Source organism: Paenibacillus sp. NRS-1782, from assembly GCF_050467685.1.
Taxonomy (GTDB): Bacteria; Bacillota; Bacilli; order Paenibacillales; family Paenibacillaceae; genus Paenibacillus; species Paenibacillus terrae_A.
In genome coordinates, this window is the sequence record NZ_JBITPH010000036.1 from 38,987 (window position 1) to 63,465 (window position 24,479).

Annotated in this window: 38 protein-coding genes and 1 pseudogene; 36 read left to right on the forward strand and 3 right to left on the reverse strand. The window is 44.9% G+C overall.

Features of this window, described 5'->3' with window-relative positions:
* The first annotated feature begins 6 nt into the window (after positions 1–6).
* The 30 genes from rplB (at position 7) to rpsI (ending at position 15,103) form a co-directional block, all read left to right on the forward strand.
* Positions 7–837, forward strand: a complete 831-nt coding sequence (rplB, locus tag ACIFQM_RS13455) for a 50S ribosomal protein L2 (RefSeq protein ID WP_134912313.1) — start codon at positions 7–9, stop codon at positions 835–837.
* Between the two features lie 72 nt (positions 838–909).
* Positions 910–1,188 carry a 30S ribosomal protein S19 gene (gene rpsS, locus ACIFQM_RS13460; protein ID WP_044647210.1) on the forward strand — a complete coding sequence of 93 codons (279 nt, stop codon included), beginning with the start codon at positions 910–912 and terminating at the stop codon, positions 1,186–1,188.
* Between the two features lie 36 nt (positions 1,189–1,224).
* Positions 1,225–1,557 carry a 50S ribosomal protein L22 gene (gene rplV / locus ACIFQM_RS13465; protein WP_354455247.1) on the forward strand — a complete coding sequence of 111 codons (333 nt, stop codon included), beginning with the start codon at positions 1,225–1,227 and terminating at the stop codon, positions 1,555–1,557.
* A gap of 13 nt (positions 1,558–1,570) precedes the next feature.
* The gene (rpsC, locus tag ACIFQM_RS13470) at positions 1,571–2,236 is read left to right on the forward strand and encodes a 30S ribosomal protein S3 (protein WP_044647211.1); all 666 of its coding nucleotides are present in this window, start codon (positions 1,571–1,573) and stop codon (positions 2,234–2,236) included.
* Between the two features lie 2 nt (positions 2,237–2,238).
* Positions 2,239–2,673, forward strand: coding sequence for a 50S ribosomal protein L16 (rplP, locus tag ACIFQM_RS13475; RefSeq protein ID WP_137060421.1), 435 nt, complete (start codon positions 2,239–2,241; stop codon positions 2,671–2,673).
* Positions 2,663–2,860 carry a 50S ribosomal protein L29 gene (rpmC, locus tag ACIFQM_RS13480; protein ID WP_014278310.1) on the forward strand — a complete coding sequence of 66 codons (198 nt, stop codon included), beginning with the start codon at positions 2,663–2,665 and terminating at the stop codon, positions 2,858–2,860. The genes rplP and rpmC overlap by 11 nt, the downstream gene beginning before the upstream one ends.
* A gap of 50 nt (positions 2,861–2,910) precedes the next feature.
* Positions 2,911–3,174, forward strand: a complete 264-nt coding sequence (rpsQ, locus tag ACIFQM_RS13485) for a 30S ribosomal protein S17 (RefSeq protein WP_430038535.1) — start codon at positions 2,911–2,913, stop codon at positions 3,172–3,174.
* 34 nt (positions 3,175–3,208) lie between these two features.
* Positions 3,209–3,577 (forward strand): 50S ribosomal protein L14, encoded by a 369-nt coding sequence (rplN, locus tag ACIFQM_RS13490; protein WP_007432573.1) that lies wholly within the window; start codon positions 3,209–3,211, stop codon positions 3,575–3,577.
* Positions 3,578–3,613: 36 nt separating this feature from the next.
* Positions 3,614–3,967: a 50S ribosomal protein L24 gene (rplX, locus tag ACIFQM_RS13495; protein ID WP_013312155.1), complete on the forward strand. Its 354-nt coding sequence runs from the start codon at positions 3,614–3,616 to the stop codon at positions 3,965–3,967.
* Positions 3,968–3,998: 31 nt separating this feature from the next.
* The gene (gene rplE, locus ACIFQM_RS13500; RefSeq protein ID WP_430038537.1) at positions 3,999–4,544 is read left to right on the forward strand and encodes a 50S ribosomal protein L5; all 546 of its coding nucleotides are present in this window, start codon (positions 3,999–4,001) and stop codon (positions 4,542–4,544) included.
* A 76-nt stretch (positions 4,545–4,620) separates the two neighbouring features.
* Entirely contained in the window at positions 4,621–4,806 is a 186-nt protein-coding gene (locus ACIFQM_RS13505; RefSeq protein WP_013312154.1) for a type Z 30S ribosomal protein S14, read from the forward strand.
* A 31-nt stretch (positions 4,807–4,837) separates the two neighbouring features.
* Complete coding sequence (gene rpsH, locus ACIFQM_RS13510; protein ID WP_014278308.1) at positions 4,838–5,236, forward strand: 30S ribosomal protein S8; 399 nt, start codon at positions 4,838–4,840, stop codon at positions 5,234–5,236.
* A 33-nt stretch (positions 5,237–5,269) separates the two neighbouring features.
* On the forward strand, positions 5,270–5,812 hold the full coding sequence (gene rplF / locus ACIFQM_RS13515; RefSeq protein WP_430038539.1) for a 50S ribosomal protein L6: 543 nt from the start codon (positions 5,270–5,272) through the stop codon (positions 5,810–5,812).
* Between the two features lie 115 nt (positions 5,813–5,927).
* Positions 5,928–6,296, forward strand: coding sequence for a 50S ribosomal protein L18 (gene rplR, locus ACIFQM_RS13520; RefSeq protein WP_010348806.1), 369 nt, complete (start codon positions 5,928–5,930; stop codon positions 6,294–6,296).
* A gap of 27 nt (positions 6,297–6,323) precedes the next feature.
* A complete protein-coding gene (rpsE, locus tag ACIFQM_RS13525) occupies positions 6,324–6,821 on the forward strand; it encodes a 30S ribosomal protein S5 (RefSeq protein WP_013312151.1) in 498 nt (165 codons plus the stop codon).
* A 12-nt stretch (positions 6,822–6,833) separates the two neighbouring features.
* Positions 6,834–7,019: a 50S ribosomal protein L30 gene (rpmD, locus tag ACIFQM_RS13530; protein ID WP_430038542.1), complete on the forward strand. Its 186-nt coding sequence runs from the start codon at positions 6,834–6,836 to the stop codon at positions 7,017–7,019.
* Positions 7,020–7,062: 43 nt separating this feature from the next.
* Positions 7,063–7,503 carry a 50S ribosomal protein L15 gene (gene rplO / locus ACIFQM_RS13535; protein ID WP_013312149.1) on the forward strand — a complete coding sequence of 147 codons (441 nt, stop codon included), beginning with the start codon at positions 7,063–7,065 and terminating at the stop codon, positions 7,501–7,503.
* The gene (gene secY / locus ACIFQM_RS13540; RefSeq protein WP_025685931.1) at positions 7,503–8,801 is read left to right on the forward strand and encodes a preprotein translocase subunit SecY; all 1,299 of its coding nucleotides are present in this window, start codon (positions 7,503–7,505) and stop codon (positions 8,799–8,801) included. Before rplO ends, secY begins: the two co-directional genes overlap by 1 nt.
* A gap of 90 nt (positions 8,802–8,891) precedes the next feature.
* Positions 8,892–9,536 carry an adenylate kinase gene (locus ACIFQM_RS13545; protein WP_430038544.1) on the forward strand — a complete coding sequence of 215 codons (645 nt, stop codon included), beginning with the start codon at positions 8,892–8,894 and terminating at the stop codon, positions 9,534–9,536.
* A 5-nt stretch (positions 9,537–9,541) separates the two neighbouring features.
* Entirely contained in the window at positions 9,542–10,081 is a 540-nt protein-coding gene (locus tag ACIFQM_RS13550) for a M24 family metallopeptidase (protein ID WP_430038546.1), read from the forward strand.
* Between the two features lie 9 nt (positions 10,082–10,090).
* Positions 10,091–10,399: a KOW motif-containing protein gene (locus tag ACIFQM_RS13555; protein ID WP_430038548.1), complete on the forward strand. Its 309-nt coding sequence runs from the start codon at positions 10,091–10,093 to the stop codon at positions 10,397–10,399.
* 2 nt (positions 10,400–10,401) lie between these two features.
* Positions 10,402–10,617, forward strand: coding sequence for a translation initiation factor IF-1 (infA, locus tag ACIFQM_RS13560; RefSeq protein ID WP_006212898.1), 216 nt, complete (start codon positions 10,402–10,404; stop codon positions 10,615–10,617).
* Between the two features lie 118 nt (positions 10,618–10,735).
* Complete coding sequence (gene rpmJ, locus ACIFQM_RS13565; RefSeq protein WP_003333770.1) at positions 10,736–10,849, forward strand: 50S ribosomal protein L36; 114 nt, start codon at positions 10,736–10,738, stop codon at positions 10,847–10,849.
* Positions 10,850–10,870: 21 nt separating this feature from the next.
* On the forward strand, positions 10,871–11,239 hold the full coding sequence (rpsM, locus tag ACIFQM_RS13570) for a 30S ribosomal protein S13 (protein ID WP_007432560.1): 369 nt from the start codon (positions 10,871–10,873) through the stop codon (positions 11,237–11,239).
* Positions 11,240–11,258: 19 nt separating this feature from the next.
* Positions 11,259–11,654: a 30S ribosomal protein S11 gene (rpsK, locus tag ACIFQM_RS13575; protein WP_013312144.1), complete on the forward strand. Its 396-nt coding sequence runs from the start codon at positions 11,259–11,261 to the stop codon at positions 11,652–11,654.
* A gap of 135 nt (positions 11,655–11,789) precedes the next feature.
* Positions 11,790–12,734 (forward strand): DNA-directed RNA polymerase subunit alpha, encoded by a 945-nt coding sequence (locus ACIFQM_RS13580; protein WP_014278300.1) that lies wholly within the window; start codon positions 11,790–11,792, stop codon positions 12,732–12,734.
* A gap of 34 nt (positions 12,735–12,768) precedes the next feature.
* The gene (gene rplQ, locus ACIFQM_RS13585; protein WP_013312143.1) at positions 12,769–13,134 is read left to right on the forward strand and encodes a 50S ribosomal protein L17; all 366 of its coding nucleotides are present in this window, start codon (positions 12,769–12,771) and stop codon (positions 13,132–13,134) included.
* A 150-nt stretch (positions 13,135–13,284) separates the two neighbouring features.
* On the forward strand, positions 13,285–14,070 hold the full coding sequence (truA, locus tag ACIFQM_RS13590) for a tRNA pseudouridine(38-40) synthase TruA (RefSeq protein WP_430038550.1): 786 nt from the start codon (positions 13,285–13,287) through the stop codon (positions 14,068–14,070).
* Positions 14,071–14,252: 182 nt separating this feature from the next.
* Positions 14,253–14,690, forward strand: coding sequence for a 50S ribosomal protein L13 (gene rplM / locus ACIFQM_RS13595; protein ID WP_014278298.1), 438 nt, complete (start codon positions 14,253–14,255; stop codon positions 14,688–14,690).
* Positions 14,691–14,710: 20 nt separating this feature from the next.
* Positions 14,711–15,103, forward strand: a complete 393-nt coding sequence (gene rpsI / locus ACIFQM_RS13600) for a 30S ribosomal protein S9 (protein ID WP_013312140.1) — start codon at positions 14,711–14,713, stop codon at positions 15,101–15,103.
* Positions 15,104–15,466: 363 nt separating this feature from the next.
* Here the strand turns inward: rpsI and ACIFQM_RS13605 are convergent.
* Positions 15,467–17,163 (reverse strand): annotated as a pseudogene (locus ACIFQM_RS13605) (NAD-dependent malic enzyme).
* 311 nt (positions 17,164–17,474) lie between these two features.
* On the opposite strand from ACIFQM_RS13605, the gene ACIFQM_RS13610 reads away from it, so the two are divergent.
* The 4 genes from ACIFQM_RS13610 (at position 17,475) to ACIFQM_RS13625 (ending at position 21,401) form a co-directional block, all read left to right on the forward strand.
* Entirely contained in the window at positions 17,475–18,167 is a 693-nt protein-coding gene (locus ACIFQM_RS13610) for a phosphoadenylyl-sulfate reductase (RefSeq protein WP_044647216.1), read from the forward strand.
* Positions 18,168–18,218: 51 nt separating this feature from the next.
* On the forward strand, positions 18,219–19,388 hold the full coding sequence (gene sat, locus ACIFQM_RS13615) for a sulfate adenylyltransferase (protein ID WP_430038553.1): 1,170 nt from the start codon (positions 18,219–18,221) through the stop codon (positions 19,386–19,388).
* Between the two features lie 69 nt (positions 19,389–19,457).
* Complete coding sequence (gene cwlD, locus ACIFQM_RS13620) at positions 19,458–20,234, forward strand: N-acetylmuramoyl-L-alanine amidase CwlD (RefSeq protein ID WP_430038555.1); 777 nt, start codon at positions 19,458–19,460, stop codon at positions 20,232–20,234.
* Between the two features lie 60 nt (positions 20,235–20,294).
* The gene (locus tag ACIFQM_RS13625) at positions 20,295–21,401 is read left to right on the forward strand and encodes a P-loop NTPase (RefSeq protein WP_430038557.1); all 1,107 of its coding nucleotides are present in this window, start codon (positions 20,295–20,297) and stop codon (positions 21,399–21,401) included.
* 33 nt (positions 21,402–21,434) lie between these two features.
* Here the strand turns inward: ACIFQM_RS13625 and gerD are convergent, their stop codons facing one another.
* Positions 21,435–22,175 (reverse strand): spore germination lipoprotein GerD, encoded by a 741-nt coding sequence (gene gerD, locus ACIFQM_RS13630; protein ID WP_430038559.1) that lies wholly within the window; start codon positions 22,173–22,175, stop codon positions 21,435–21,437.
* A 106-nt stretch (positions 22,176–22,281) separates the two neighbouring features.
* Positions 22,282–23,061, reverse strand: coding sequence for a polysaccharide deacetylase family sporulation protein PdaB (gene pdaB, locus ACIFQM_RS13635; protein WP_430038561.1), 780 nt, complete (start codon positions 23,059–23,061; stop codon positions 22,282–22,284).
* 99 nt (positions 23,062–23,160) lie between these two features.
* Between pdaB and ACIFQM_RS13640 the strand changes: the two genes are divergently transcribed.
* Both ACIFQM_RS13640 and ACIFQM_RS13645 read left to right on the forward strand, forming a co-directional pair.
* Complete coding sequence (locus ACIFQM_RS13640) at positions 23,161–23,775, forward strand: stage II sporulation protein M (protein WP_430038563.1); 615 nt, start codon at positions 23,161–23,163, stop codon at positions 23,773–23,775.
* A 193-nt stretch (positions 23,776–23,968) separates the two neighbouring features.
* Positions 23,969–24,199 (forward strand): hypothetical protein, encoded by a 231-nt coding sequence (locus tag ACIFQM_RS13645; protein ID WP_013312131.1) that lies wholly within the window; start codon positions 23,969–23,971, stop codon positions 24,197–24,199.
* Positions 24,200–24,479 lie beyond the last annotated feature (280 nt).

Genomic DNA, 24,479 nt, shown 5'->3' on the forward strand with positions numbered 1-24,479 from the left:
AACTCAGTGCCAATTAAAAAGTATAAACCGACGTCCCCGGCCAGACGCGCTATGTCTGTATCTACTTTCGAAGAGATCACAACTAATCAGCCCGAGAAATCGTTGCTGGCGCCTCTGAGCAAGCAAGCTGGACGTAATAACCAAGGTAAAATTACGGTTCGTCATCATGGCGGTGGACACAAACGTAAATACCGTATTATCGACTTCAAACGTAACAAAGATGGAATACCGGGCCGCGTTGCTACGATCGAATATGATCCGAACCGTACGTCCAACATCGCACTTATCCACTATGTGGATGGTGAAAAACGTTATATCATCGCTCCTAAAGGCTTGAAAGTAGGGGACGAAGTGGTTTCCGGCGTAGGTTCCGATATCAAAATCGGTAACTCTTTGCCTTTGGAGAACATTCCAGTAGGTACGGTTATTCACAATATCGAATTGAAACCGGGCAAAGGTGGTCAACTCGTTCGCGCTGCCGGTACGGAAGCCCAGCTTCTTGGTAAAGAAGAGAAGTATGTTACAATCCGTTTGACTTCTGGTGAAGTTCGTCGCGTTCTGAAAGTTTGCCGCGCTACAATCGGTTCTGTTGGTAACGAAGACCATGAATTGGTGAAGATCGGTAAAGCCGGACGTAGCCGTTGGTTGGGACAACGTCCTGAAGTTCGTGGTGTTGTAATGAACCCTAATGATCACCCACACGGTGGTGGTGAAGGTCGCGCTCCAATAGGACGTAAATCTCCAATGTCTCCATGGGGTAAACCAACCCTTGGTTACAAAACGCGTAAAAAAGGCAAAGCATCTGATAAATACATCGTTCGTCGTCGTACTAAGTAATAAGATGTGCGCTTAAGTCGCACGTTAACATATTAAGGAACGACAACGTTTTAACGAAGGGAGGATTCATACATGGGTCGCAGTCTCAAAAAAGGACCATTCATTGATGGTTACTTGTTGAAAAAAGTAGAGGTTTTGAACGAATCGGACAAAAAAGTTGTGATCAAAACTTGGTCCCGTCGCTCTACAATTTTCCCGCAATTTATTGGACATACGTTTGGTGTATACGATGGTCGTAAACATGTGCCAGTATACGTAACGGAAGATATGGTAGGACACAAATTGGGCGAATTCGCTCCAACACGTACCTATAAAGGCCATTCGGATGACGATAAAAAAACAAGAAGATAATCAACACAGCGTAGTGTTTGAGAGGAGGTAAACTCAATGGAAGCAAAAGCACATGCTAAATCCGTACGGATTTCCGCTCGTAAAGTTAAACTCGTTATTGATTTGATTCGCGGCAAGCAGGTTGGTGAGGCGATCGCAATTCTTCGCCATACTCCGAAATCCGCTTCTCCAGTCGTTGAGAAGCTGTTGAACTCTGCTATTGCAAATGCAGACCACAACTACTCTTTGGACGTGAACAACTTGGTTGTATCGCAAGTTTTTGTGAACCAAGGTCCTACAATGAAACGGTTCCGCCCGCGTGCAATGGGACGTGCAAGCCGCATCAATAAACGCACCAGTCATATTACTTTGGTGGTATCTGAAAAATAAGGAGGGAAAACGTGTGGGCCAAAAGGTAAATCCAATCGGACTCCGAATCGGTATTATCCGTGATTGGGAATCCAAATGGTATGCAGGCAAAGATTTCGGTGATCTTTTGCTAGAAGACGTTAGAATTCGTGAACATCTGAAAAAAAGATTGAAAGATTCCGCTGTATCCCGTGTTGAAATCGAGAGAGCAGCTAACCGTGTCAACGTAACGATTCACACTGCGAAGCCTGGTATGGTTATCGGTAAGGGTGGTTCCGAAGTTGAAAACTTGCGTAATGAAATCACTAAAATCGCAGGCGGTAAAAAGGTACACATTAATATTTCTGAAATTAAAAATCCTGAGCTGGATGCAATCTTGGTTGCTGAGAGCATTGCACAACAATTGGAACGTCGTGTTTCTTTCCGTCGTGCTTTGAAACAAGCGATCCAAAGAACTATGCGTTCTGGAGCAAAAGGAATTAAAACTCAAGTAGGCGGACGTCTTGGCGGTGCCGAAATCGCTCGTTCCGAAGGGTACAGCGAAGGAACAGTTCCACTGCATACGCTTCGTGCCGACATTGATTACGGTACAGCGGAAGCTCATACAACTTACGGCCGTATTGGCGTAAAGGTATGGATCTATCGTGGAGAGGTTCTTCCTCCAGCTAAGAAACAAGCTCCTCAGGAAGGAGGCAACTAATCATGTTGGTACCAAAACGCGTAAAACATCGTAAGCAACAACGTGGTCATATGAAGGGTCGTGCAAAAGGCGGTACTACACTGAACTTTGGTGAGTATGGTTTGCAAGCTACTGAACCTTCATGGATTACTAACCGTCAGATCGAAGCTGCTCGTATTGCGATGACTCGTTACATCAAACGTGGTGGTAAGGTTTGGATTAAAATTTTCCCTGACAAACCAATTACTCAGAAGCCTCTTGAGGTTCGTATGGGTAGTGGTAAAGGTAACGTAGAAAAATGGGTTGCAGTAGTGAAGCCAGGAAAGATCATGTTCGAGCTTGCTGGTGTTCCGGAAGAGGTTGCTCGTGAAGCAATGCGTCTTGCCGCTCACAAACTGCCAATCAAAACTAAGTTTGTGAAACGTGAAGAATTGGGTGGTGAAGCAAATGAAGGCTAGTGAATTTCGCAACCTAACCACTGCTGAAATTGAACAAAAGATCTCTGGGTTCAAAGAAGAACTCTTTAACCTTCGTTTTCAACTCGCTACCGGTCAGCTTGATAACCCGACTCGGATCGGCGATGTACGTAAGGAAATTGCTCGTGCTAAAACCGTGATCCGCGAAAGAGAACTTGGGATTAGCTAAGATATCAGACCGGGTGGAGATTCCGCCTGTAATTAGGAAGGAGGCCAACAATGAGCGAACGTAATGCCCGTAAAGTGTTAGTCGGTAAAGTAGTCAGCGATAAAATGGACAAAACGATTGTAATTGCTGTAGAAACTTACAAAAAACATAATCTCTACCATAAACGCATTAAAGTAACAAAGAAATTTAAAGCTCATGATGAAAACAATACCGCACAAATTGGTGATACTGTTAAAATCATGGAAACTCGCCCTTTGTCCAAAGACAAAAACTGGAGACTGGTCGAAATCGTTGAAAAAGCTGTTATAATCTAATGTAGTGTAGTTTTTCCGAAAGGAGGATAAATAAATGATTCAACCATTTACACGTTTGACTGTAGCTGACAATTCCGGCGCGAAGGAACTGATGTGTATCCGTGTGCTCGGTGGTACGGGACGTCGTACAGCTCAAATTGGTGACCTGATCGTTTGTTCCGTAAAACAAGCAACACCAGGCGGCGTTGTCAAAAAGGGTGATGTAGTAAGAGCGGTTGTCGTTCGTACTAAACGTTCTATCCGCCGTAAAGACGGTTCCTACATCGGATTTGACGAGAACGCAGCAGTGGTCGTTAAAGAAGACAAGAGCCCACGTGGTACTCGTATTTTCGGACCAGTTGCTCGCGAGCTTCGTGACAAGGACTTCATGAAAATCGTTTCCTTGGCTCCGGAAGTGATCTAAATTCACCTTAAAATGTGCCCGTAGGAGGTGTACGAAATGCCAAAAGTGAAAAAAGTTCTGGAATCTCATAACAACAAGCTGCACGTCAAAAAAGACGATACTGTTCTGGTGATTACAGGTAAAGATAAAGGAAAAAAAGGTCGCGTTATCGCTGCTTACCCTCGTCAAAACCGTGTGCTTGTGGAAGGTGTTAACATGATTAAAAAACACCAAAAGCCTAATCAGCTGAATCCACAAGGCGGCATCATCGAGAAAGAAGCTCCGATTCACGTTTCCAACGTTATGCACATTGATCCGAAGAGCGGAAAAGTAACTCGTGTTGGTTACAAAGTATTGGACAACGGAAAAAAAGTGCGCATTGCAAAACGTTCTGGCGAAGTGATCGACTAATTATTTTTTAATGAAAGGAGGTCTATGATTCATGGCAACAACAAGAATGAAAGAGCGTTTCTTGAAAGAAATCACTCCTGCCTTGATGCAGAAGTTCAGCTATACATCGGTAATGCAAGTGCCTAAAATCGAAAAGGTTGTAATCAACATGGGTGTTGGCGACGCAGTCCAAAACTCCAAAGTGCTTGATTCGGCTGTGAACGACATGCAGTTGATTGCTGGTCAAAAACCAGTAGTCACTCGCGCAAAAAAATCTATTGCAGGTTTTAAATTGCGTGAAAACATGCCGATCGGTGTAAAGGTAACACTTCGTGGTGAGCGTATGTATTACTTCTTGGACAAATTGTTCAACATCACGCTTCCTCGCGTACGTGACTTCCATGGTGTTTCGACAAAAGCTTTCGATGGACGTGGTAACTACACGCTTGGTCTGAAAGAACAGTTGATCTTCCCGGAAATCGAATACGATCAAGTTGATAAAGTTCGTGGTATGGACATCGTTATCGTAACGACTGCCAAAACTGACGAAGAGTCCCGTGAGCTTCTGACTCAGCTGGGCATGCCTTTCGCAAAGTAATGTTGGCATATCGTTTCGGGCGTCTGATATAAAAGACACCCTGTTCTCCGAAACTATTTAGGAGGTGTCAGGCTAAGTGGCAAAAACTTCAATGAAAGTCAAACAACAACGCACACCAAAGTTTAAAGTTCGTGCTTATACTCGTTGCGAGCGTTGTGGTCGTCCACATTCGGTGCTGCAAAAGTTTAAGATCTGCAGAATTTGCTTCCGTGAATTAGCTTATAAAGGCCAGATTCCTGGCGTGAAAAAAGCAAGCTGGTAAAAAGTCTGTTTGGGAAGGAGGTTTATACACAATGACTATGTCTGATCCAATTGCAGATATGCTTACTCGTATTCGTAACGCGAACACAGTTCGTCACGAAACAGTAGAAATGCCTGCATCTACAATGAAAAAACAAATCGCCGACATCCTGAAACGTGAAGGATTCATTCGTGATGCGGAATTTGTTGAAGATAGCAAACAAGGGATCATCCGTGTTTTCTTGAAATACGGTGCAAACAACGAACGTGTTATTACAGGTTTGAAAAGAATCAGTAAACCAGGTCTTCGCGTTTACACGAAGAGCAATGAGATTCCACGCGTTCTGGGTGGGCTCGGGATCGCGATCATTTCGACATCCAAAGGTATCATGACCGACAAAGAAGCGCGTCAGTCTAAAGCCGGCGGAGAAGTGGTTTGCTACGTTTGGTAAGATAACGTTTAAAAGATAGGAGGTGCAACAGATATGTCCCGTATTGGTCGTAAGCCAATCACAGTACCAAGTGGTGTTGACGTAACTTTGAACAACACAGCGATCACAGTTAAAGGTCCTAAAGGAACATTGACTCGTGAGCTTCATAAAGACATGTCCGTTACTGTGGAAAACAATGAAATCAACGTAATTCGTCCTTCGGACAACAAAATTCACCGTTCTTTGCATGGAACAACCCGCAGCGTTGTCAACAACATGGTAAGTGGTGTAACTGAAGGGTTTTCAAAATCTCTGGAGCTGGTTGGGGTCGGATATCGTGCAAGCAAATCCGGAGATAAAATCGTTCTGAACGTTGGGTACTCTCATCCGGTTGAAATCACACCGGAAGCGGGCATCGAATTCGAAGTTCCTTCGAACACTAAAATCATCGTTCGCGGAATTGATAAAGAGCGTGTAGGTGCCTACGCTGCTAAAATTCGTTCCGTTCGTGAACCTGAGCCGTATAAAGGTAAAGGGATTAAATACGAAGGCGAGCGCATCATTCGTAAAGAAGGTAAAGCCGGTAAGAAGAAATAAGTTTCTTACCGACTTTGTGCGGTCTTTCTACCGGAAAGACTTCGTACTTCTTTTTTACCCAGTGCGTCTTAGTATAAAGCTTTAAAAGGCAAACTGAAGGGAGTGAAAACTTAAGATGATTACAAAACAAGATAAAAATAAAGCACGTGTCAGAAGACATCTGCGTGTACGTAAGAAAATCGAAGGTACGGCTGTTCGTCCTCGTCTGAACGTGTTCCGTTCTTCCAAACATATCTACGCACAATTGATTGATGATGTAGCTGGTGTAACATTGGTATCTGCATCCACTATGGATAAAGAACTGAGCAGTGAAATCAAAAGCGGTGGTAGCGTAGAAGCAGCTCGTAAGGTTGGCGAACTCGTTGCTAAACGTGCAAAAGAAAAAGGTCATGCTAACATTGTATTTGACCGTGGTGGATACTTGTATCATGGACGGATTCAGGCTTTGGCTGATGCAGCTCGCGAAGCAGGCCTTGAATTCTAAGACATTTCTCAAAAGGAGGTTAACGACTTGCGTGTAGATCCGAACACTTTGGAACTGACTGAAAGAGTAGTAAATATTAATCGCGTAGCTAAAGTTGTCAAAGGCGGACGCCGTTTCAGCTTTAGTGCTCTGGTAGTAGTAGGCGACGGTAACGGCTGGGTAGGCGCTGGAATCGGTAAAGCTGGCGAAGTACCTGATGCGATTCGCAAAGGTATTGAAGATGCTAAGAAAAACCTGGTTCACGTTCCACTCGTAGGAACAACTATTCCTCACCTTGTTACAGGTAAGTTCGGTGCTGGCCGGGTTCTGTTGAAACCGGCATCGGAAGGTACTGGAGTTATCGCTGGCGGTCCGGTTCGTGCTGTACTGGAACTTGCTGGTGTAGGTGATATCTTGACAAAATCTCTAGGTTCTTCGAATTCCATGAACATGGTCAATGCGACATTGGAAGGTTTGTCCCGCTTGAAACGCGCTGAAGAGGTTGCAAAATTGCGCGGCAAATCCATCGAAGAGCTGCTGGGCTAAGGAGGGAATGTCATGGCGAAATTAGAAATTACCCTCGTTCGTTCGTTGATCGGTCGTCCTGGTACTCAAAGAACGACTGTTAAAACGCTCGGCTTGCGTAAAATCAACCATAAAGTAATTCAACCCGACAATCCAGCGATTCGCGGGATGATTAATAAAGTTAGCCATTTGGTTTCTGTTAAAGAAATTGAGGCTTAAGAAATAAAGCATTTTAACAATAATCAAGGAGGTGCAACGAACGATGAAGTTACATGAGCTTTCCCCAGCTCCAGGCTCCCGCAAAGAACGTAAACGTTTGGGTCGTGGTCCTAGTAGCGGTACGGGTAAAACTTCTGGTCGTGGTCATAAGGGTCAAAACGCTCGTTCCGGCGGTGGTGTACGTCCGGGCTTCGAGGGTGGTCAAAACCCACTGTATCGTCGCTTGCCTAAACGCGGTTTCGTAAATCCTACTCGTAAAGAGTATGCGGTTTTGAATATCGAAGATTTGAACAGTTTTGCAGCAGGTACAGAAGTAAGCCCTGAGTTTTTGCTGAACAATGGCATTGTGAAAAACGCGAAATCCGGAATTAAAATTCTGGGTAACGGTGAAATCACTGTGAAATTGACAGTTAAAGCGAACAAGTTCTCTCAATCTGCGGTAGAGAAAATTGAAGCTGCCGGCGGTAAAACCGAGGTGATCTAATGTTCAAGACCCTGAAAAATATATGGCGGGTTGAGGATCTTAGAACCCGAATCCTGTTTACCCTGTTTATACTGTTTGTATATCGTATTGGCTCCTTCGTGCCGGTTCCCGGCGTGAACAAGCAAGTCTTTACTTCTCAGGATCAGGCAGGAAGCGAGTTGTTTGGACTCCTTAACACCTTCTCAGGGGGCGCTTTGTATCAGTTCTCGATCTTCGCCCTCGGGATTATGCCATATATTACAGCGTCCATCATTGTACAGTTGCTGTCAATGGACGTTATTCCGAAACTTGCGGAATGGGCTAAACAAGGAGAGCATGGTAAAAAGAAGTTGGCTCAACTTACACGGTATGGTACGGTAATACTGGGCTTGATTCAAGCATTCGGAACGTCGATCGGCTTTAACCGACTGTATGGTGCAGCGATGATTCCAGGAGCCACTTTTGCAGATTATCTGGTGATAGCTATTGTGCTTACAGCAGGAACTACGTTCCTTATGTGGCTAGGTGAGCAAATTACCGAAAAGGGAATCGGCAACGGTATCTCTATCGTTATCTTTGCAGGGATCGCGGCAGGTATTCCAAGACATATTCGGACGGTTGTAGAATCCCAGTTTATTCAGGCAGATCAGCTGTTTATGAATATTCTGAAGGCAATTATTATTGCTTTGGTGATTATTCTGATTATCGTGGGTGTTATCTACATCCAGCAAGGTATTCGGAAAATTCCGGTACAATACGCCAAACGTGTAGTTGGCAACAAAATGTACGGTGGCCAGAATACGCATATTCCGATGAAAATTAATGCGGCAGGCGTTATTCCGGTAATCTTTGCGGTATCATTGCTGCAATTCCCGACAATTATTGCGAGTTTTTGGGCAGATCATGCTTGGGCGAAGTGGATTACCACTTACTTGTATTATGACAAGCCGCTGGGTATGGTTTTGTATGTCGTAATGATTATCGGTTTCACATTCTTCTATACCTTTGTACAGATGAATCCGCAGCAAATGGCCGACAACATGAAGAAAAACGGCGGTTATATTCCGGGAATTCGTCCGGGTAAAGCCACGGAGAAATACCTGACACGAGTAATGTCACGTTTGACAATGACAGGAGCCTTGTTCCTGGCAGTCATATCCGTATTGCCGGTATTCTTCGGTTCGCTTTCGGGCTTGCCTCGTTCCGTGCAAATTGGCGGTACTTCATTGCTCATCATTATCGGTGTAGCATTGGATACGATGAAGCAGATCGAAAGCCAACTGATCAAACGCCATTACAAAGGCTTCATCAACAAATAGGCAACAGGTTCCGGCTTAGGATGTTCGCATACTTACCGGCACCTTTTGTGCTGTTTCTTGTGTAGGGGTCGTCTTGAGGAGTGACAGATTGTGAATATTTTAATCATGGGCCCTCCGGGGGCTGGTAAAGGTACACAAGCAGATGTCATTGTGAAGGAATTCGGCATTCCTCATATCTCGACAGGTGATGCGTTTCGCCTGGCGATGAAACAGGGAACACCTATTGGCATTAAAGCCAAGGAATATATCGACAAGGGTGAACTTGTTCCAGATGATGTAACGATTGGCATCGTTGAAGAACGACTGCAACAGCCGGACTGTAAGAAAGGTTTCTTGCTGGACGGTTTTCCAAGAACTTTGGCTCAAGCTAAAGCCTTGGATCAAATCTTGGGTCGTTTGGATACGAAGCTTGATGATGTCATCAACCTGAAAGTGGATCGTGACAAATTGTTGGTACGAATCACAGGACGGCGAGTTTGCAAAATCTGTGGAACTAGCTATCATGTTGTCTTTAATCCTCCGAAGGTTGAAGGCATTTGCGATAAAGATGGCGGGGAGCTCTATCAACGCCCTGACGATAACGAGGATAGCGTAAGAACACGACTTGACGAATATAGTAATAAAACAGCACCACTCCTCACGTTTTATGAGAACCAGAATCTTCTGCGTCACATTGACGGAGAACAGGATATTGATGTGGTTTCCAAAAATATCGTGTCCTTGTTGCGGGGTTAGCTGTAATGATCATTTGCAAGTCGGGGACGGAATTAAGCTTTATGAGGAAAGCTAAGAGAGTGGATACGGAAACGAATCATTTCTTGGTGGAACACATCGAGCCCGGTATGACGACCGGTGAACTTGATCATTTAGCTGATCGGTATATTTGCAGTCAAGGAGCTGTGCCGTCTTTTAAAGGTTATAACGGTTTTCCTGCCAGCATTTGCGCTTCAGTCAACGAACAACTGGTGCACGGATTTCCCGGCAAACGCAAGTTAAACAAAGGCGATATCATCGCAAAGACTCGCCAGTTTACAATGTCGCATACCATTCGGCAATATATTGAGAATCCAAGCCGTGGTATTCCCGAACAGGGGCCGAGGCTGAAAACCGGCATGGTGCTGGCTATTGAACTCATGGTTCGTATAGGTTCTCGCCATGTAGGGGCGCTGGAAGACAACTGGACGGTCGTAACGGTGAACGTGGCCTCTCGTGCTCGTAACGAGCAAGCGGTGGCGGTCACAACGGACGGCATGGACATTTTCACGAAACTGAGTGCGTAGGTGATTTGAATGATTCAGCAAGGAAACCTGCAAATCGGTCAGCTGGTGAAGATTCTGAAAGGCAGAGATGTTGGACAGATTGCGGTTGTCGTTTCTATAGCGGACAGCAGGTTTGTATATATTGCGGATGGGGACAAACGAAAGTTTGATCAGTCGAAGAAGAAAAACGTTCTTCATCTGATGCCTCAGACCAAGATTAGTAGCGAGGTTGTAAACAGTTTAAACGAAAGCGGTCGGGTGACAAATGGAAAGCTGCGTCATGCAGTGAAAACATTCTTGGAGTCGTCCGAATACCAAGCTGAAGAGAAAGGAGACTGACTTTGGCCAAAGAAGATGTCATTGAGGTTGAAGGTACGGTAATCGAGCCACTGCCGAACGCTACGTTCAAGGTAGAGCTGGAGAACGGTCATCAAATTCTTGCACATGTTTCCGGAAAACTGCGGATGCACTTTATCCGTATTTTGACAGGTGACAAGGTGGTTGTACAGTTATCGCCTTACGATTTAACTAAAGGCCGTATTACGTACCGCAAGTAATTCATGCAGGTTTAATTAAACGTACGTCATATAAAAAAAACTTGTTTTGCTCGGCAAAACGATGTGAATGTTCACGAAGCGAGTTTTACTAGGGTAAAGCTTGGAGGAGGTAATCAACATGAAGGTAAGACCTTCTGTAAAACCTATTTGCGAGAAATGCAAAGTCATTCGCCGTAAAGGGAATGTAATGGTTATTTGCGAAAATCCGAAACACAAACAAAAACAAGGTTAATAGAAGGGGGTGTAGCGTAAAATGGCTCGTATAGCTGGTGTGGATTTGCCACGTGACAAACGCGTTGAGATCGCCTTGACTTACATTTTCGGAATCGGTAAAACGACTTCTCAGAAAATTTTGAAGGAAACAGGCATCAGTGCAAACACGCGTGTTCGTGATTTGACTGAAGATGAAGTGAGCAAATTACGTGAAACGATCGACAAAGAAGTTAAAGTAGAAGGCGATCTGCGTCGTGAAATTTCCTTAAATATTAAACGTCTGACTGAGATTGGCTGCTACCGTGGTGTTCGTCACCGTCGTGGATTGCCTGTTCGCGGACAACGTACCAAAACTAATGCTCGTACCCGTAAAGGTCCTCGTCGGACTGTAGCGAACAAAAAGAAATAAGAAGGGAGGATAACATTCAATGGCTAAACCGAAAAAAGTCGTACGTACAAAACGCCGTGACCGTAAAAATATCGAGACTGGCGTGGCACACATCCGTTCCACGTTCAACAACACGATCGTTACGATCACAGATCCACACGGTAACGCAATCTCTTGGGCCAGCTCAGGCGGCATGGGATTCCGTGGTTCCCGTAAATCTACTCCATTCGCAGCTCAAATGGCCGCAGAAACAGCTGCTAAAGCTGCTATGGAACACGGCATGAAGACTGTCGAAGTCATGGTTAAAGGACCAGGTGCAGGACGCGAAGCAGCAATCCGCTCTTTGCAAGCAGCTGGACTGGAAGTTAACCTGATTAAAGACGTAACTCCGGTACCTCATAACGGATGCCGTCCTCCAAAACGTCGTCGCGTCTAATGAGATTTCTCCTCTGCGTGTAGTATAAATCCGGCACAAACTGCCAAGAATGGATGTTTAGGTATACTACATGATAGACTATGGATAAGGTGAATGTTTCATATAGGAGCGACGTTTTGAAGGAGGGATATTGCAGTGATAGAAATCGAAAAGCCGAAAATTGAGACGGTAGACGTCAATGATGATGGCACCTATGGAAAATTCGTAGTAGAACCGCTGGAACGCGGGTACGGTACGACGCTGGGAAACTCGCTTCGCCGTATTCTGTTATCCTCGTTACCGGGGGCAGCAGTCACATCGGTTCAGATCGATGGAGTTTTGCACGAATTTGCAACGGTTCCCGGTGTGAAGGAAGACGTAACGGAGATCATACTGAACCTGAAAGCTTTATCGCTTAAAATCCACTCGGATGAAGAGAAAGTACTCGAAATCGATGCGGAAGGCGAAGGAGTTGTAACAGCAGGAGATATCCGTGCGGACAGTGATGTGGAAATTCTTAATCCGGATCTTCACATTGCTACGCTCGGACCGGGTTCGAGACTTCACATGCGTATTTTCGCCAATCGCGGTCGTGGTTACGTTAAGCAGGATCGGAATAAACGTGATGACCAGCCGATCGGCGTCATTCCCGTCGACTCCATCTACACTCCGATTTCACGTGTTAACTACGGCATTGAAAATACGCGTGTCGGCCAGGTTACGAATTACGACAAGCTGACACTTGAGGTTTGGACTGACGGAAGTATTCGCCCTGAGGAAGCAGTAAGCCTTGGAGCAAAAATTTTGACCGAGCATGTGATGTTGTTCGTAGGTCTAACCGACGAAGCAAAAGATGCTGAAATTATGGTCGAAAAAGAAGAAGACAAGAAAGAAAAAGTTCTTGAAATGACGATCGAAGAGTTGGATCTCTCCGTCCGTTCATATAACTGCCTTAAGCGCGCTGGTATCAATACGGTACAAGAACTCACTACTAAATCTGAAGAAGATATGATGAAGGTCCGCAATCTGGGCCGCAAATCTTTGGAAGAAGTACAAGAGAAGCTCGAGGAACTTGGTTTAGGACTTCGTACGGAAGAATAGTACAGCAACGTTTTTGTGAAGGAGGGGAAACTACATGGCATACCAAAAATTGGGCCGTAACTCCAGTGCCCGTAAAGCTTTGTTTCGTGATTTGGTAACCGATTTGTTCTTGTACGAGCGTATCCAAACTACTGAGGCTAAAGCGAAAGAAGTTCGTTCTATTGCTGAAAAACTGATCACTAAAGCGAAAAAAGGAGATCTGCACGCACGCCGTCAAGTGGCTGCGTTCGTTCGCCGTGAAACTTTGGATGGTGAGCAGGATGCAATCCAAAAGCTGTTTAGCGAATTGGCTACACGTTACACTGAGCGTCCAGGTGGATACACTCGTATCTTAAAATTAGGACCTCGTCGTGGCGATGCCGCTCCAATGGTATATCTGGAACTGGTTGACCGCGCGTAAACAGGCGAAGATGAGGGAAGGGTGGACAGAATCGGCTTGATTCTGAACAGCCCTTTTTTTCTCTTGGAGGAGTCCTGAAGGGCTTCTCCTTTGTTATGTTCGGTTATTCCTTATAAGGCCAGTGAATACCCCTGCAAAGGTGTGAGAAACATGCGGAATTTGTGCATGAAGGTGAACTATGACGGAACCCGCTATGATGGCTTTCAAACGCAGCCCAATGGTAATACCATTCAGGACTATCTTGAAAATGCTATTTACTCATTGACGGGCGAACGTCTTAAAATCACAGGCTCAGGCCGCACAGACGCCGGTGTACATGCATATGGACAGGTATTCAATTTTCATACTGAATCACCGATCCCGATACAGCGCTGGTGTCTGGCACTCAATGCCTGGCTGCCTCGTGATATCATCGTTACGGATGCGAAAGAGGTGCCGTTGTCCTTTCATGCACGCCGTATGGCGAAGCGGAAGACGTATCGGTACAGCATTAATGCGAACCGGTTTCCGGACATCTTTCACCGTCGTACAGAGGCACATCACCCAACGAGTTTGGATATACGAGCGATGGAGGAAGGGCTGGCCCATTTGATCGGTACTTTTGACTATACATCGTTCGCATCCCGACGTTCCCAGAAAACGAATCATGTCCGCACCATTTACGAAGCCTACATGACGGTAGACTATTCCTTTTCACGTCCGGGTTCGGATGATCAGGGAATTATTCATACGTATATTACAGGCAGTGGTTTTTTGCAGCACATGGTTCGGATCATTATGGGGACTTTGTTGGAAGTGGGAGAAGGCAAAAAATCGTCGGATGATATTCCTTCCATTTTGGAGGCTAAAAACCGCTCAAAGGCTGGTCCTACGGCCGTTGGACATGCTTTAATCCTCTGGAATGTGGAGTACGACGAAAATAATAAAAAACATTGATTTTACCCTTGCAGAATTGATGTTTATCCTGTAATATAAAAGTTGTGTTTTCTTAATGGCTTTCCCACAGCCCCAATTAAGACGATCACTTTCAAACACATCTAATCCATCAATAATGCAGCAACTTAACGAACGAAGATAAATGATGATTTCTGTTAACGAACTTAAGGAGGAAACTTTTCATGCGTACTACGTATATGGCGAAGCCAAATGAAGTTGAGCGCAATTGGCACATCATTGATGCCGAAGGCAAAACGCTCGGCCGTCTGGCAAGCGAAGCGGCTGCGTTGATTCGCGGCAAACACAAGCCACAGTTTACACCACATGTGGACACAGGTGATTTTGTTGTTGTAATCAATGCGGAGAAAATCGTATTGACTGGTAAGAAAATGGAGAAGAAGAAATACTACCGTCACTCCCTGCATCCGGGTGGTCTGAAAGTAACGGTTGCACAAGACATGGTTAAGAACAAGCCTGAGCGTATGCTGGAATTGGCTGTTCACGGTATGCTTCCTAAAACTCGTCAAGGCGAGAAAATGAAGCTGAGACTTAAAGCTTACAAAGGCGCAGAGCATCCACATGCAGCACAAAAACCTGAAGTTTACGAACTTCGCGGATAATTAAAAGGGAGGACAGTTTCATGGCACAAGTACAATACTATGGGACAGGTCGTCGTAAACATTCGGTAGCTCGTGTTCGTCTCGTACCGGGTGAAGGACGCATTGTCATCAACAAGCGTGATATTAATGAATATTTCGGTTTGGAAACACTCAAACTGATCGTAAAACAACCATTGAACCTAACTGAAACAGTGGGTAGTTATGACGTACTCGTTATCGCTCATGGTGGTGGTATCTCTGGTCAAGCGGGCGCAATCCGCCACGGTATTTCCCGTGCTCTGCTGAAAGCAGATCCGGAATTCCGTCCAGCTTTGAAAAAAGCAGGCTTCTTGACTCGTGACCCACGTATGAAAGAACGTAAAAAATATGGTCTCAAAGCCGCTCGTCGTGCACCACAGTTCTCGAAACGTTAATATTTCGAATACAGAAGAACCTTTTCCTTATGGAAAGGGTTCTTTTGTATTTTTATAAATATTTTTTGAAAATATCCACATGTGGATAAGTGCTAAAGCTGCCTTAACTAGAACGTTTGATTCATCCTCAACCCAGCGATTAACCAGATAGTAAAGTGTAGGAGTGAATTATAAAGCGTATGGACACAAAATAACCGCCTTGATTGCAAGGAACACTCGAAGTTGTCCACGTTGTGATCAAAGACAGTTATGTTATTCACAATCGTATTTGTTTATTTCAAATTCAGATATCCCGTTGTGTTCATAACCTGTGACTAAATATGATACGAAGTGAATACTCAATCATACTTCCGTATAATCGTCTTAGCTTAGCGCAGTTACACGTCTATAGTTCGGTTTCCACATGAGTTCACGAAGCGGCTGCTCTATATGATCTGGTTGGGCACTGGCTGTACCGTCCTGTAAAGCTGCCTTTGCCACGGCTAAGGCTACAGCAAAGGATACCTCTTTCAGCTTGTGTTCACTGGGTAGAAGGGCGCTTCCAGGCTTAGTGCTGTCCACCATCTCAGCCACAGCATTTGCAGCGGCGGTACACATACCTTCGGTGATCGTCTTGGCCTGTACTGCAATCGCGCCAAGCCCCAATCCTGAGAACACAAATGCATTGTTTAATTGTCCGATTTCATAAACCGTCCCGTCATAGGTGATAGGCTCAAAGGGGCTTCTAGTAGTGATAAGCGCCCTACCTTGTGCCAGCGACTCAGATCCTCTGGAATTGCCTCTGCGAGCGCTGTAGGGTTAGGCATAGGCATGATGATAGGCCGTTCAACGAGATTAGCCATTTCTTTTATAGTTTTCTCTGAGAAAGCACCATGTACACCTGAGGTGCCGATCAGTATAGTAGGCTTAATCTGACGAATGACCTCAATTAGAGAGATTTTACCGTCATCTGATCGCGCCCATGAACATACTTCGTCTTCGGAACGCAAATAGGGTTTCTGAAAGTCGAACATATTCTCCATCCCCTCGGTTAACAGCCTTCGGTAATCATAAGCCCAAAAACGTTGGCTGCTTTCCTTCTCAGACAGTCCTTGCTTTATCATAGCATCTCGAATCTGGTCGGCATTTCCAATCCCTGCGGCACCTGGGCCGAAAATAAGAATTCGTTGCCCCTGTAATGGAATTCCCGTCACCTTTAACGCCGAAATAACAGCTGCTAATATAACCGCACCTGTTCCTTGTATGTCATCATTAAACGTGAGAATATGTTCTCCGTACTCTTCCATAATATTGCGGGCGTTAACATTACCCATATCTTCTCAATCAAGAAGTAAATTCGGGAACTGTCCCCATGTATGCTGTACAAATGCATCAATACAACGGTCATACTGCTCTCCACACATCCGCTGTTGTCGATTACCGAAGTAGAGAGGGTCTTGTAGCAATTTTTCATTTTTAATCCCAACATCTAATACGATAGGTAGCACACGCCCCGGACTAATACCAGCTGCCACTGTATACATTGCTAACTTACCTATGACGATGTTAATGCCTCCCACACCCCAATCCCCAATACCGAGTATGCTTTCGGAGTTAGTAACCACGATTAAGTCTACATCGTCAGCGCTCAATTGCGTGTTGGCAAAAGCCTGTGCGATGCCGTCCACATTATTAATGGAAAGATATACCGCACCGGGACGATGATACTCATGGCTGTATTCCTGAATAGCTTGACCTACGGTTGGTGTATAGACAATCGGAAGCATTTCGCTTAGGTGATCCGTAAGGAGACGATAGTATAAGACCACATTCCGATGATACAAGTCATTTAGCGAAGCATTCTTACGCAGCATGGTTGGTTGAGCGAAACTGCTTATACGCACGTTCGGCCTGCTCTTCCAAGGTCAGGACCGTCGTAGGCAGTATACCTTCAAGCCCTAACTACTTGGTTCATTCGGTCTAAAGGCAACACCCTTGTTTAAAAGCAGATTAGTGAGTACATCTTTTCCTTTGAGCGGAGTAGCGAGTGAACCGTCTTCGTTGACGTAAAAAGCTTCCATTCAAGTAAACCTTCTTTCTTCGACTAATTACCTTTAGTTTCCAAGTAACCTTAGGATCATTCCCAAATGAACTGTATAAGAATATTTTATATAAAGTCAATGAACCTGGTCGAATGCCGGGGATAGGGTTATAGAATGCTGACAGAACAACCTTCCTGCTGATTTCAGACTGAGTAATGTTTATATCAGGCCCACATACTGTGGATTGACAATGAATATGAAAGTTTTATACTTTATTTATTCTTATTAGTTTAGTCGGCTTTTGGAACATGGTACTTATTTATGAATCTTCAGACGGAGGCGCATTAATAATGAACTTATTGGAGAAAGAAGCATTGATTAAGGTCAAGGCAATTGAGCTGGAAGAGGCTACGCCCGAAGAAATTATCCAGTATGCTGTTCATACATTCCCCAACCTAACCTTTGCTTGTAGCTTTGGGGCGGAGGATGTAGTGCTTGTAGATATGCTGCAAAAAATTAGTCCCTCCAGTGATGTTTTTTATTTGGACACTGACTTTCATTTTCAAGAAACTTACGATACGCGTGATCAGATGAAGGAAAAATACAACATGGATTTTGTGCGGGTATCTCCCTTAATTACTCCGGAAGAGCAAGCGGCTAAGCATGGAGAAGAGCTTTGGAAATCAGATCCCAACACATGCTGTGGTATACGTAAAGTAGAGCCGCTAACACGTATTTTATCGCAATACGATGCATGGATTACTGGCATTCGCCGAGATCAGGCTCCTACCCGTGCAAATGCAAAAAAGATTGAGTATGACGAAAAGTTCGGTCTTGTTAAATTCAACCCGTTGGCAAGCTGGACATCAGAGGACGTGTGGAACTATATTCATACGCATGAAGTGCTGTATAATCCGCTACATGATCGTAACTATCCCAGCGTCGGTTGTGAGCAATGCACGCGTGAAGTCCTTCCGGGCGAAGATCCTCGTGCTGGACGCTGGTCAGGTAATGAGAAGACGGAGTGTGGACTCCATCAATAACGATACACAGTTCGCTGTGAATAGCATTTATGAACAGAAAGGAAGTACATTATGACTGCAATTCTTCCGCATGGTGGAGCGCTTATAGATAGAATCATTACAGGTTCAGAGCAAAAAACACTTTTGCAGGTTGCCCGTGAATTGTTTCCTATCCGTGTAAATTCGTGGACTATTTCCGATCTGGATTTAATTGGAGTGGGGGCATTTTCTCCGCTGAGAGGGTTTATGAACGAAGCCGACTATCGGTCAGTGGTAACGGATATGCGTCTTGCCGATGGCACAGTCTGGAGTATCCCCATTACGCTTGCGGTTACAGAGAGCATAGCCGGGGAACTGGCATTGGGGCAAAAGGTCGCTTTAGTGGGTGAAACGGATGGTACCATATATGCTGTACTTGATATTGAGAGTATATATCAGGTTGATCAGGCAGAGGAAGCCAGACGTGTATTCAAGACGGATGACCCGGCACATCCTGGTGTCAAAAAACTTTTGGAGCGACCAACTACTTATGTAGGGGGATCTGTACAGGTATTGAATCGGCCAGAACCCGCGCAATTTGGTGAGTTTTATTACACACCGGCGCAGACGCGCAATCATTTTGCTGAAAAAGGCTGGAAAACAGTAGTAGGATTCCAAACGCGTAATCCCGTACACCGGGCGCATGAGTACATCCAAAAAAGCGCGATGGAGATTGTAGATGCGTTATTTCTGAATCCGCTCGTTGGTGAAACCAAGTCAGATGACGTTCCAGCAGATGTGCGGATGAAGAGCTATCTGGTGCTGCTAGACAACTATTATCCGGCTTACCGTACTTTTCTGGGTGTGTTTCCTGCTGCCATGCGATATGCTGGTCCGAGAGAGGCCATTTTTCATGCGATTGTGCGGAAGAACTACGGTTGTACCCATTTTATTGTAGGAAGGGACCATGCGGGTGTAGGAGACTATTACGGCACATACGAAGCACAGGATATTTTCAGAAACTTCACACCTGAGGAACTGGAGATCACCCCGTTGTTCTTCGAACACAGCTTTTATTGCACCCGATGTGGAAATATGGCCTCTAGCAAAACATGTCCTCATCCCAAGGAACATCATTTGACGCTTTCAGGCACCAAAGTGCGGGAACTGTTACGTTCGGGGGTTTGCCCGCCGCCTGAATTTACACGACCGGAAGTCGCCCAAGTGTTGATTGAAGGTATGAAAGAATTTGTTCATTCCTGAGTTGTACTATTTACACGCCTCGTCCCATATAGATCATTAGTATCTGTATAGGGACGGAGGCGTTTTGTTATGCAAAAAAATAATCATAAACACCAGGTTACACTGTGGATTCGCTATCGGACGCTGAAAAAAATATTGCTGGGCTGCTGTCTCGCCGTTCTGTTTATCACGCTTGCTCTATATGAGATACCTGCATCAAGAGCCTGGACCCATTGGAGTCTTCCGCTTACCGGTAAAATAATTGCCATAGATGCAGGACATGGAGGGCCCGATGGAGGGGCTGTCAGCAAAGAAGGTGTCATTGAGAAGGACATTAATCTGGCGATTGCCTTTTATTTGCGAGATTATTTGCAACAAGCAGGAGCCGTTGTCGTTATGACCCGGGAGACTGACCGCGATTTGGCGCAGCAAGAAATCAGGGGCTATGCGAGAAGAAAAACGGAGGACCTGAAGCAGCGCGTACGCATGATTGAGGAGCATAAAGCGGACCTCTTTTTAAGCATTCACATGAACAGCATCCCGTCGAGCCGCTGGAGTGGAGCCCAAACCTTTTACGTCCCTAATCATGCGGATAACGAAAATTTGGCCTTTCTCATTCAGGAGGAGATTAAGCGCAACTTGGAGAACACAAACAGAGTGGCCAAGACGGTGAATACGGTATATTTGCTCAAGGCCCTCAAAATGCCATCAGTCCTCGTAGAAGTCGGCTTCTTATCCCATCCAGAGGAAGCCAGACGACTGAGTGACGAGACCTATCAGAGACAGGTGGCGGCAGCAATATACAAGGGAGTGCTGCGTTATAGCGCTGGGGAAAAGTGGACATCGTCAGCACCTGAGGTCAGATAGTGGTATACTGTAAGTGTTTACAACTACGTAAATTTATTGAAGCAGAGGTGCTGATTATTCATGCAAACCAGAGAGCAAGTTATAGAGCTACTTCACCAGGTACGAGAGCCTCACACGGGTCAACGTTTGGTCGATCTTCATTTTATTCGGGATGTTGTTATTAAAGAGGATCGTGTATCCTTGACCGCAATTAGTCTGAACCCAGAGGAAGGGGCAAGGGTAGAGCTGGAGAGGGAAATCAGACAGACGTTGGAAGAAGCGGGGCTGAACCATATTCATATTCGTATCCGTGAAGCGTCTGAGCATGAAAGGTCCGCCATTCAGACAGGAGAACATGCGGAGGAAGCGTCAGATCCGGTTTTGACCAAGGGACATGCTGTCGGTATGGAAGAACATGAGCTGCTGAATCCGGCATCTGGCGTACGATTTATTGCGATTGCCAGCGGAAAAGGTGGTGTCGGAAAATCGACAGTGGCTGTAAATTTAGCGGCTGCCCTGGCTAGACAGGGCAAACGTGTAGGTTTGATTGATGCCGACATCTATGGATTTAGCGTACCGGATATGATTGGAGTCGAGGACGTTCCTACCGTAGAAGAAGGTATTATTCAGCCTGTGGAGCGATTTGGCATCAAGATAATGTCTATGGGTTTTTTTGTCAGGGAGAACAACCCTGTGATCTGGAGAGGACCCATGCTGGGAAGAATGCTCAGACAGTTTTTTAGCGATGTAGAATGGGGCGAGCTGGACTATATGATTCTTGATCTACCACCGGGAACCGGGGATGTAGCGCTTGATGTACACCAGATGATCCCCCAGAGTGAAGAAATTATTGTGACTACCCCTCATGCCACAGCAGCCTTTGTTGCCGCACGTGCAGGAGCAATGGCGCTCCAAACGGATCATAAGATCATTGGAGTTGTGGAGAACATGTCCTATTATGTATCTTCTACCGGAGAGAAGGACTATGTTTTCGGCCGTGGAGGTGGGGCTATGCTGGCGGATACCCTTCATACAAAGTTGCTGGCGCAAATTCCGCTGGGTATTCCGGATAATCATCCGTCAGAGGCGGATTTCTCACCATCTGTATATAAATCCGAATCGGCAACGGGAGCGATCTATAACGATATCGCCACTCAAATTACGACGCTACACGCCGAATCTGAATAAGAAAAAAGGCTGGTTGCTGAACCAGCCTTTTTATTATTGATCTCCTTGTCCGCCGCTGCTATCACCACTACCGCCACCTTGTTTTTCACCGCTTGATCCGTCTTGGCCACCACTTTTTTTCTGAACCTTGGGTTGAAGCTCTTCTTGTACCACAGTTTTGAGTAAATTCATGACCTCAAGTCGGAAAATAGGATTCTGCATCGCATCGTGCATCACCGTCATAGATTGTTTGCGGTATTCAGGAGTTTTAGTTAAATCCATATACATTTTGGTCAGCTCTGGCGATTTGAGCATCGCCTCAATAGATTTTTGATAAGAAGGGTCTTTAATAAGTTGCATATGAAGTTGCTTACTTTGGCTGTTGATGGCCTTGGCAAATTCACCAGCAAAGCGCGGATCAGTCATAATTTTTTCGATTTCCTTTTTGTATTCCGGAGAAACCAGGGTATCCTTAACTGCGATTTTCATTTGTTCTGCTGACTGTGTGGGCATAATCATTTTCATCCCCATACTGCCACCGCCGGAACCTCCCCCAGAGCCACCGCTTTCGCTGCCTTGACCGGATTGCCCTTCTTTGGAAGAGCTGCTTTCTCCCGTCAAAGCCTCCTCCACTGCTTTTTTTCCGTCATCGCTTTTTAAAATATCGACAACCATCGTTTTCATTTCTTTATAGCTGTTCTGGGGAGGCGCGGAGCTCTGGTCCGAACCACAGCCGGTCAGCGCAACGCCCAGTACGCATATCATGCTGACTAATCGCAAACGAGTCCAATTCATGGCCGTATTCCTCCTTCATCATGAATGTGGATAGTATGCGAATGGATAAGGTGAAATATGTCGCCTGACTTTTGGTTTTTTGTTGAGAACGTTGTAAAATAACTCCTTAAAGCCCCAGGGCCTGATCACGAACCTCTTTGCCTTTTACTGTGCCCTGTTGAAGCAACTCGGATACAGTTACGAATTCATAACCTTGCGCACGCAATTTGTCGATAATGGCGGGTAGCGCTTCATGAGTTTGTTTACAGGAATCACTGGCATGCAGAAGAACAATGTCGCCGGGATGTGCTTTCTTCACAACACGGTCAATAATGACCTGAGTACCTGGGTTTTTCCAATCTAAAGAATCCGTGTCCCACTGGATTGTTTTGTAGCCTAAAGTGCTAGCGATCTGAAGGACCCTTTTGTCGAAATCACCATTAGGCATACGGATCAGTTTGGGGGGCTGTCCGGTCAGCTCAGTCAACGTGGTGTGAGCTGTTGAAATCTGCTTACGAATGTCCTCATCGCTTAGACTGCTGTAATTTTCATGTTTATGTCCATGGCTGCCGATCTCATATCCGCTGTCTTTAATCCGATTCACAAGTTCCGGATGTGTTTTGCTCCACGGGGAAGAAAGAAAGAAGGTGGACTTGGTTACTTTTTTGTCTTCAAGAACCTTTAGGATGGGTTCAGTACGCTTATCTCCCCAACTAATGTCAAAGGTAAGAGCGATCAGCTTTTTGTCTGTGGGTACACTATAAATGGCCGCTGGTGCTTCCTCGGAAAAAACGGTAACATTATCGGTTTCAACATAAATAACCCCAATAGCGAAAATGGCCGCTGCCGCTACGATAAAGAACCGTTTGATTTTTTTGCCATTCAGTACATAAAAAAAAGAATTCATGGTTAATAACGCCCCTTTCATCATAGAAGTGCTTGTTTACTTAAAGCTATGCCTGGGGTTGTCAATTATGCCTTTGCACTAACAGGAGGGATTGATTTGATGGGATTAAAAGCATTTCTTCACGATTTACACACGACAAGAAGGTTGATTTTAGTTTCCGCATTTCTGTTTTGCATAAGTATTGTGGTGGGTTGGTTAAGTACAGGCGCTATTCAATCCATATTGGCTCAACAAATGGCAGGGTTGGGGGAAGTGGCTCAGCGTCTACAACAGTCTGAACATCCTCAATGGATCTTTTTTGTGTTCATCTTTTTCAATAATGCGATTAAGTGTGTGCTGGTTATATTTATCGGGGCTTTATTTGGAATCGTACCAATTGTATTTTTGATTATGAATGGGATGGTTTTGGGGTTTGTCGTACACTTACAGACGGATATGGGCAGAAGCTTATATGAGGTTATTGTAAAAGGACTTCTTCCGCACGGGGTGATTGAATTACCTGTTTTAATTATCGCCTGTGCTTTCGGTTTGAAGTTTGGGGGGCAAGTGATGTCCTCGATCGGTACAGTCATAGGGTTGAAACGAAGAGTGCTTGCCCAAACGTGGGAGTCGTTTATGAAACAGACGTTAAGGGTGTCTATATGGTCCGTTGTTCTGCTGCTTATTGCTGCTGCAATCGAGAGTGGGATAACGTATCGTATATTGTCACATTAAAATATTATGGTCGTTTATTTATATTTTTCCTGAAAATTGAACATAACAAAGGGGAGAGCCCTAAGAAAAACATGGAATTAAATCCGAATAAGTTTGAAACCTTAGCAGTTGAGTTTAAAAACAGGTAAACACTGGAACAATAGTTGGGCAAATATAAGCACTATATAATAAGCTGATAAGGGAGTTTGGTCATATGCTGGGAATGCTGTTTAACGAAAAAGAATGCAAGGAACTGGATTATGTTCTTCGAAAGGAACTTGATGAAATGCTGCTTGATATGAGCGACACCCGATTGGATCAGGATATTCGCTATGCGATAGCGCTTCGGTATAAAACAGTTTTCCGCATGTACGCTCGCTTTGCACCCGCCAAGGAACTATCCAAATATGCACGTAGAGGGCGCGTCCCGCAAACCAAACAATAAAAGATATAAGAGCTAACTTATAAATCCAGAGATATCAGGAAGTTAACTCTTAATAAGTTTATACTTTCTGATATCAAAATAAGTATTGACTCTATTTAGAATTCATGGTAAATTAATTTTCGTTCCTTTTTGAGAAAATTGCTCGAAAAAAAAGAAATTAAAAAAACTCTTGCAAATCTCGAAAAGTAATGATATATTATAAAGGTCGTCACTGAGACGCGGTGATGAAACGAAGTAAGACAAAAGTAAAACACATTGTAGGTTTGATCTTTGAAAACTG

What these genes read in the sequence shown, in the direction of transcription:
- rpsS (WP_044647210.1), top strand. Translation starts at nt 910, where the DNA reads ATGGGTCGCAGTCTCAAAAAAGGACCATTCATTGATGGTTACTTGTTG.
- rplV (WP_354455247.1), top strand. Translation starts at nt 1,225, where the DNA reads ATGGAAGCAAAAGCACATGCTAAATCCGTACGGATTTCCGCTCGTAAA.
- rplP (WP_137060421.1), top strand. Translation starts at nt 2,239, where the DNA reads ATGTTGGTACCAAAACGCGTAAAACATCGTAAGCAACAACGTGGTCAT.
- rpmC (WP_014278310.1), top strand. Translation starts at nt 2,663, where the DNA reads ATGAAGGCTAGTGAATTTCGCAACCTAACCACTGCTGAAATTGAACAA.
- rpsQ (WP_430038535.1), top strand. Translation starts at nt 2,911, where the DNA reads ATGAGCGAACGTAATGCCCGTAAAGTGTTAGTCGGTAAAGTAGTCAGC.
- rplN (WP_007432573.1), top strand. Translation starts at nt 3,209, where the DNA reads ATGATTCAACCATTTACACGTTTGACTGTAGCTGACAATTCCGGCGCG.
- rplX (WP_013312155.1), top strand. Translation starts at nt 3,614, where the DNA reads ATGCCAAAAGTGAAAAAAGTTCTGGAATCTCATAACAACAAGCTGCAC.
- rplE (WP_430038537.1), top strand. Translation starts at nt 3,999, where the DNA reads ATGGCAACAACAAGAATGAAAGAGCGTTTCTTGAAAGAAATCACTCCT.
- rpsH (WP_014278308.1), top strand. Translation starts at nt 4,838, where the DNA reads ATGACTATGTCTGATCCAATTGCAGATATGCTTACTCGTATTCGTAAC.
- rplF (WP_430038539.1), top strand. Translation starts at nt 5,270, where the DNA reads ATGTCCCGTATTGGTCGTAAGCCAATCACAGTACCAAGTGGTGTTGAC.
- rplR (WP_010348806.1), top strand. Translation starts at nt 5,928, where the DNA reads ATGATTACAAAACAAGATAAAAATAAAGCACGTGTCAGAAGACATCTG.
- rpmD (WP_430038542.1), top strand. Translation starts at nt 6,834, where the DNA reads ATGGCGAAATTAGAAATTACCCTCGTTCGTTCGTTGATCGGTCGTCCT.
- rplO (WP_013312149.1), top strand. Translation starts at nt 7,063, where the DNA reads ATGAAGTTACATGAGCTTTCCCCAGCTCCAGGCTCCCGCAAAGAACGT.
- secY (WP_025685931.1), top strand. Translation starts at nt 7,503, where the DNA reads ATGTTCAAGACCCTGAAAAATATATGGCGGGTTGAGGATCTTAGAACC.
- ACIFQM_RS13550 (WP_430038546.1), top strand. Translation starts at nt 9,542, where the DNA reads ATGATCATTTGCAAGTCGGGGACGGAATTAAGCTTTATGAGGAAAGCT.
- ACIFQM_RS13555 (WP_430038548.1), top strand. Translation starts at nt 10,091, where the DNA reads ATGATTCAGCAAGGAAACCTGCAAATCGGTCAGCTGGTGAAGATTCTG.
- rpmJ (WP_003333770.1), top strand. Translation starts at nt 10,736, where the DNA reads ATGAAGGTAAGACCTTCTGTAAAACCTATTTGCGAGAAATGCAAAGTC.
- rpsM (WP_007432560.1), top strand. Translation starts at nt 10,871, where the DNA reads ATGGCTCGTATAGCTGGTGTGGATTTGCCACGTGACAAACGCGTTGAG.
- rpsK (WP_013312144.1), top strand. Translation starts at nt 11,259, where the DNA reads ATGGCTAAACCGAAAAAAGTCGTACGTACAAAACGCCGTGACCGTAAA.
- rplQ (WP_013312143.1), top strand. Translation starts at nt 12,769, where the DNA reads ATGGCATACCAAAAATTGGGCCGTAACTCCAGTGCCCGTAAAGCTTTG.
- truA (WP_430038550.1), top strand. Translation starts at nt 13,285, where the DNA reads ATGCGGAATTTGTGCATGAAGGTGAACTATGACGGAACCCGCTATGAT.
- rplM (WP_014278298.1), top strand. Translation starts at nt 14,253, where the DNA reads ATGCGTACTACGTATATGGCGAAGCCAAATGAAGTTGAGCGCAATTGG.
- rpsI (WP_013312140.1), top strand. Translation starts at nt 14,711, where the DNA reads ATGGCACAAGTACAATACTATGGGACAGGTCGTCGTAAACATTCGGTA.
- ACIFQM_RS13610 (WP_044647216.1), top strand. Translation starts at nt 17,475, where the DNA reads ATGAACTTATTGGAGAAAGAAGCATTGATTAAGGTCAAGGCAATTGAG.
- sat (WP_430038553.1), top strand. Translation starts at nt 18,219, where the DNA reads ATGACTGCAATTCTTCCGCATGGTGGAGCGCTTATAGATAGAATCATT.
- cwlD (WP_430038555.1), top strand. Translation starts at nt 19,458, where the DNA reads ATGCAAAAAAATAATCATAAACACCAGGTTACACTGTGGATTCGCTAT.
- ACIFQM_RS13625 (WP_430038557.1), top strand. Translation starts at nt 20,295, where the DNA reads ATGCAAACCAGAGAGCAAGTTATAGAGCTACTTCACCAGGTACGAGAG.
- gerD (WP_430038559.1), bottom strand. Translation starts at nt 22,175, where the DNA reads ATGAATTGGACTCGTTTGCGATTAGTCAGCATGATATGCGTACTGGGC.
- pdaB (WP_430038561.1), bottom strand. Translation starts at nt 23,061, where the DNA reads ATGAATTCTTTTTTTTATGTACTGAATGGCAAAAAAATCAAACGGTTC.
- ACIFQM_RS13640 (WP_430038563.1), top strand. Translation starts at nt 23,161, where the DNA reads ATGGGATTAAAAGCATTTCTTCACGATTTACACACGACAAGAAGGTTG.
- ACIFQM_RS13645 (WP_013312131.1), top strand. Translation starts at nt 23,969, where the DNA reads ATGCTGGGAATGCTGTTTAACGAAAAAGAATGCAAGGAACTGGATTAT.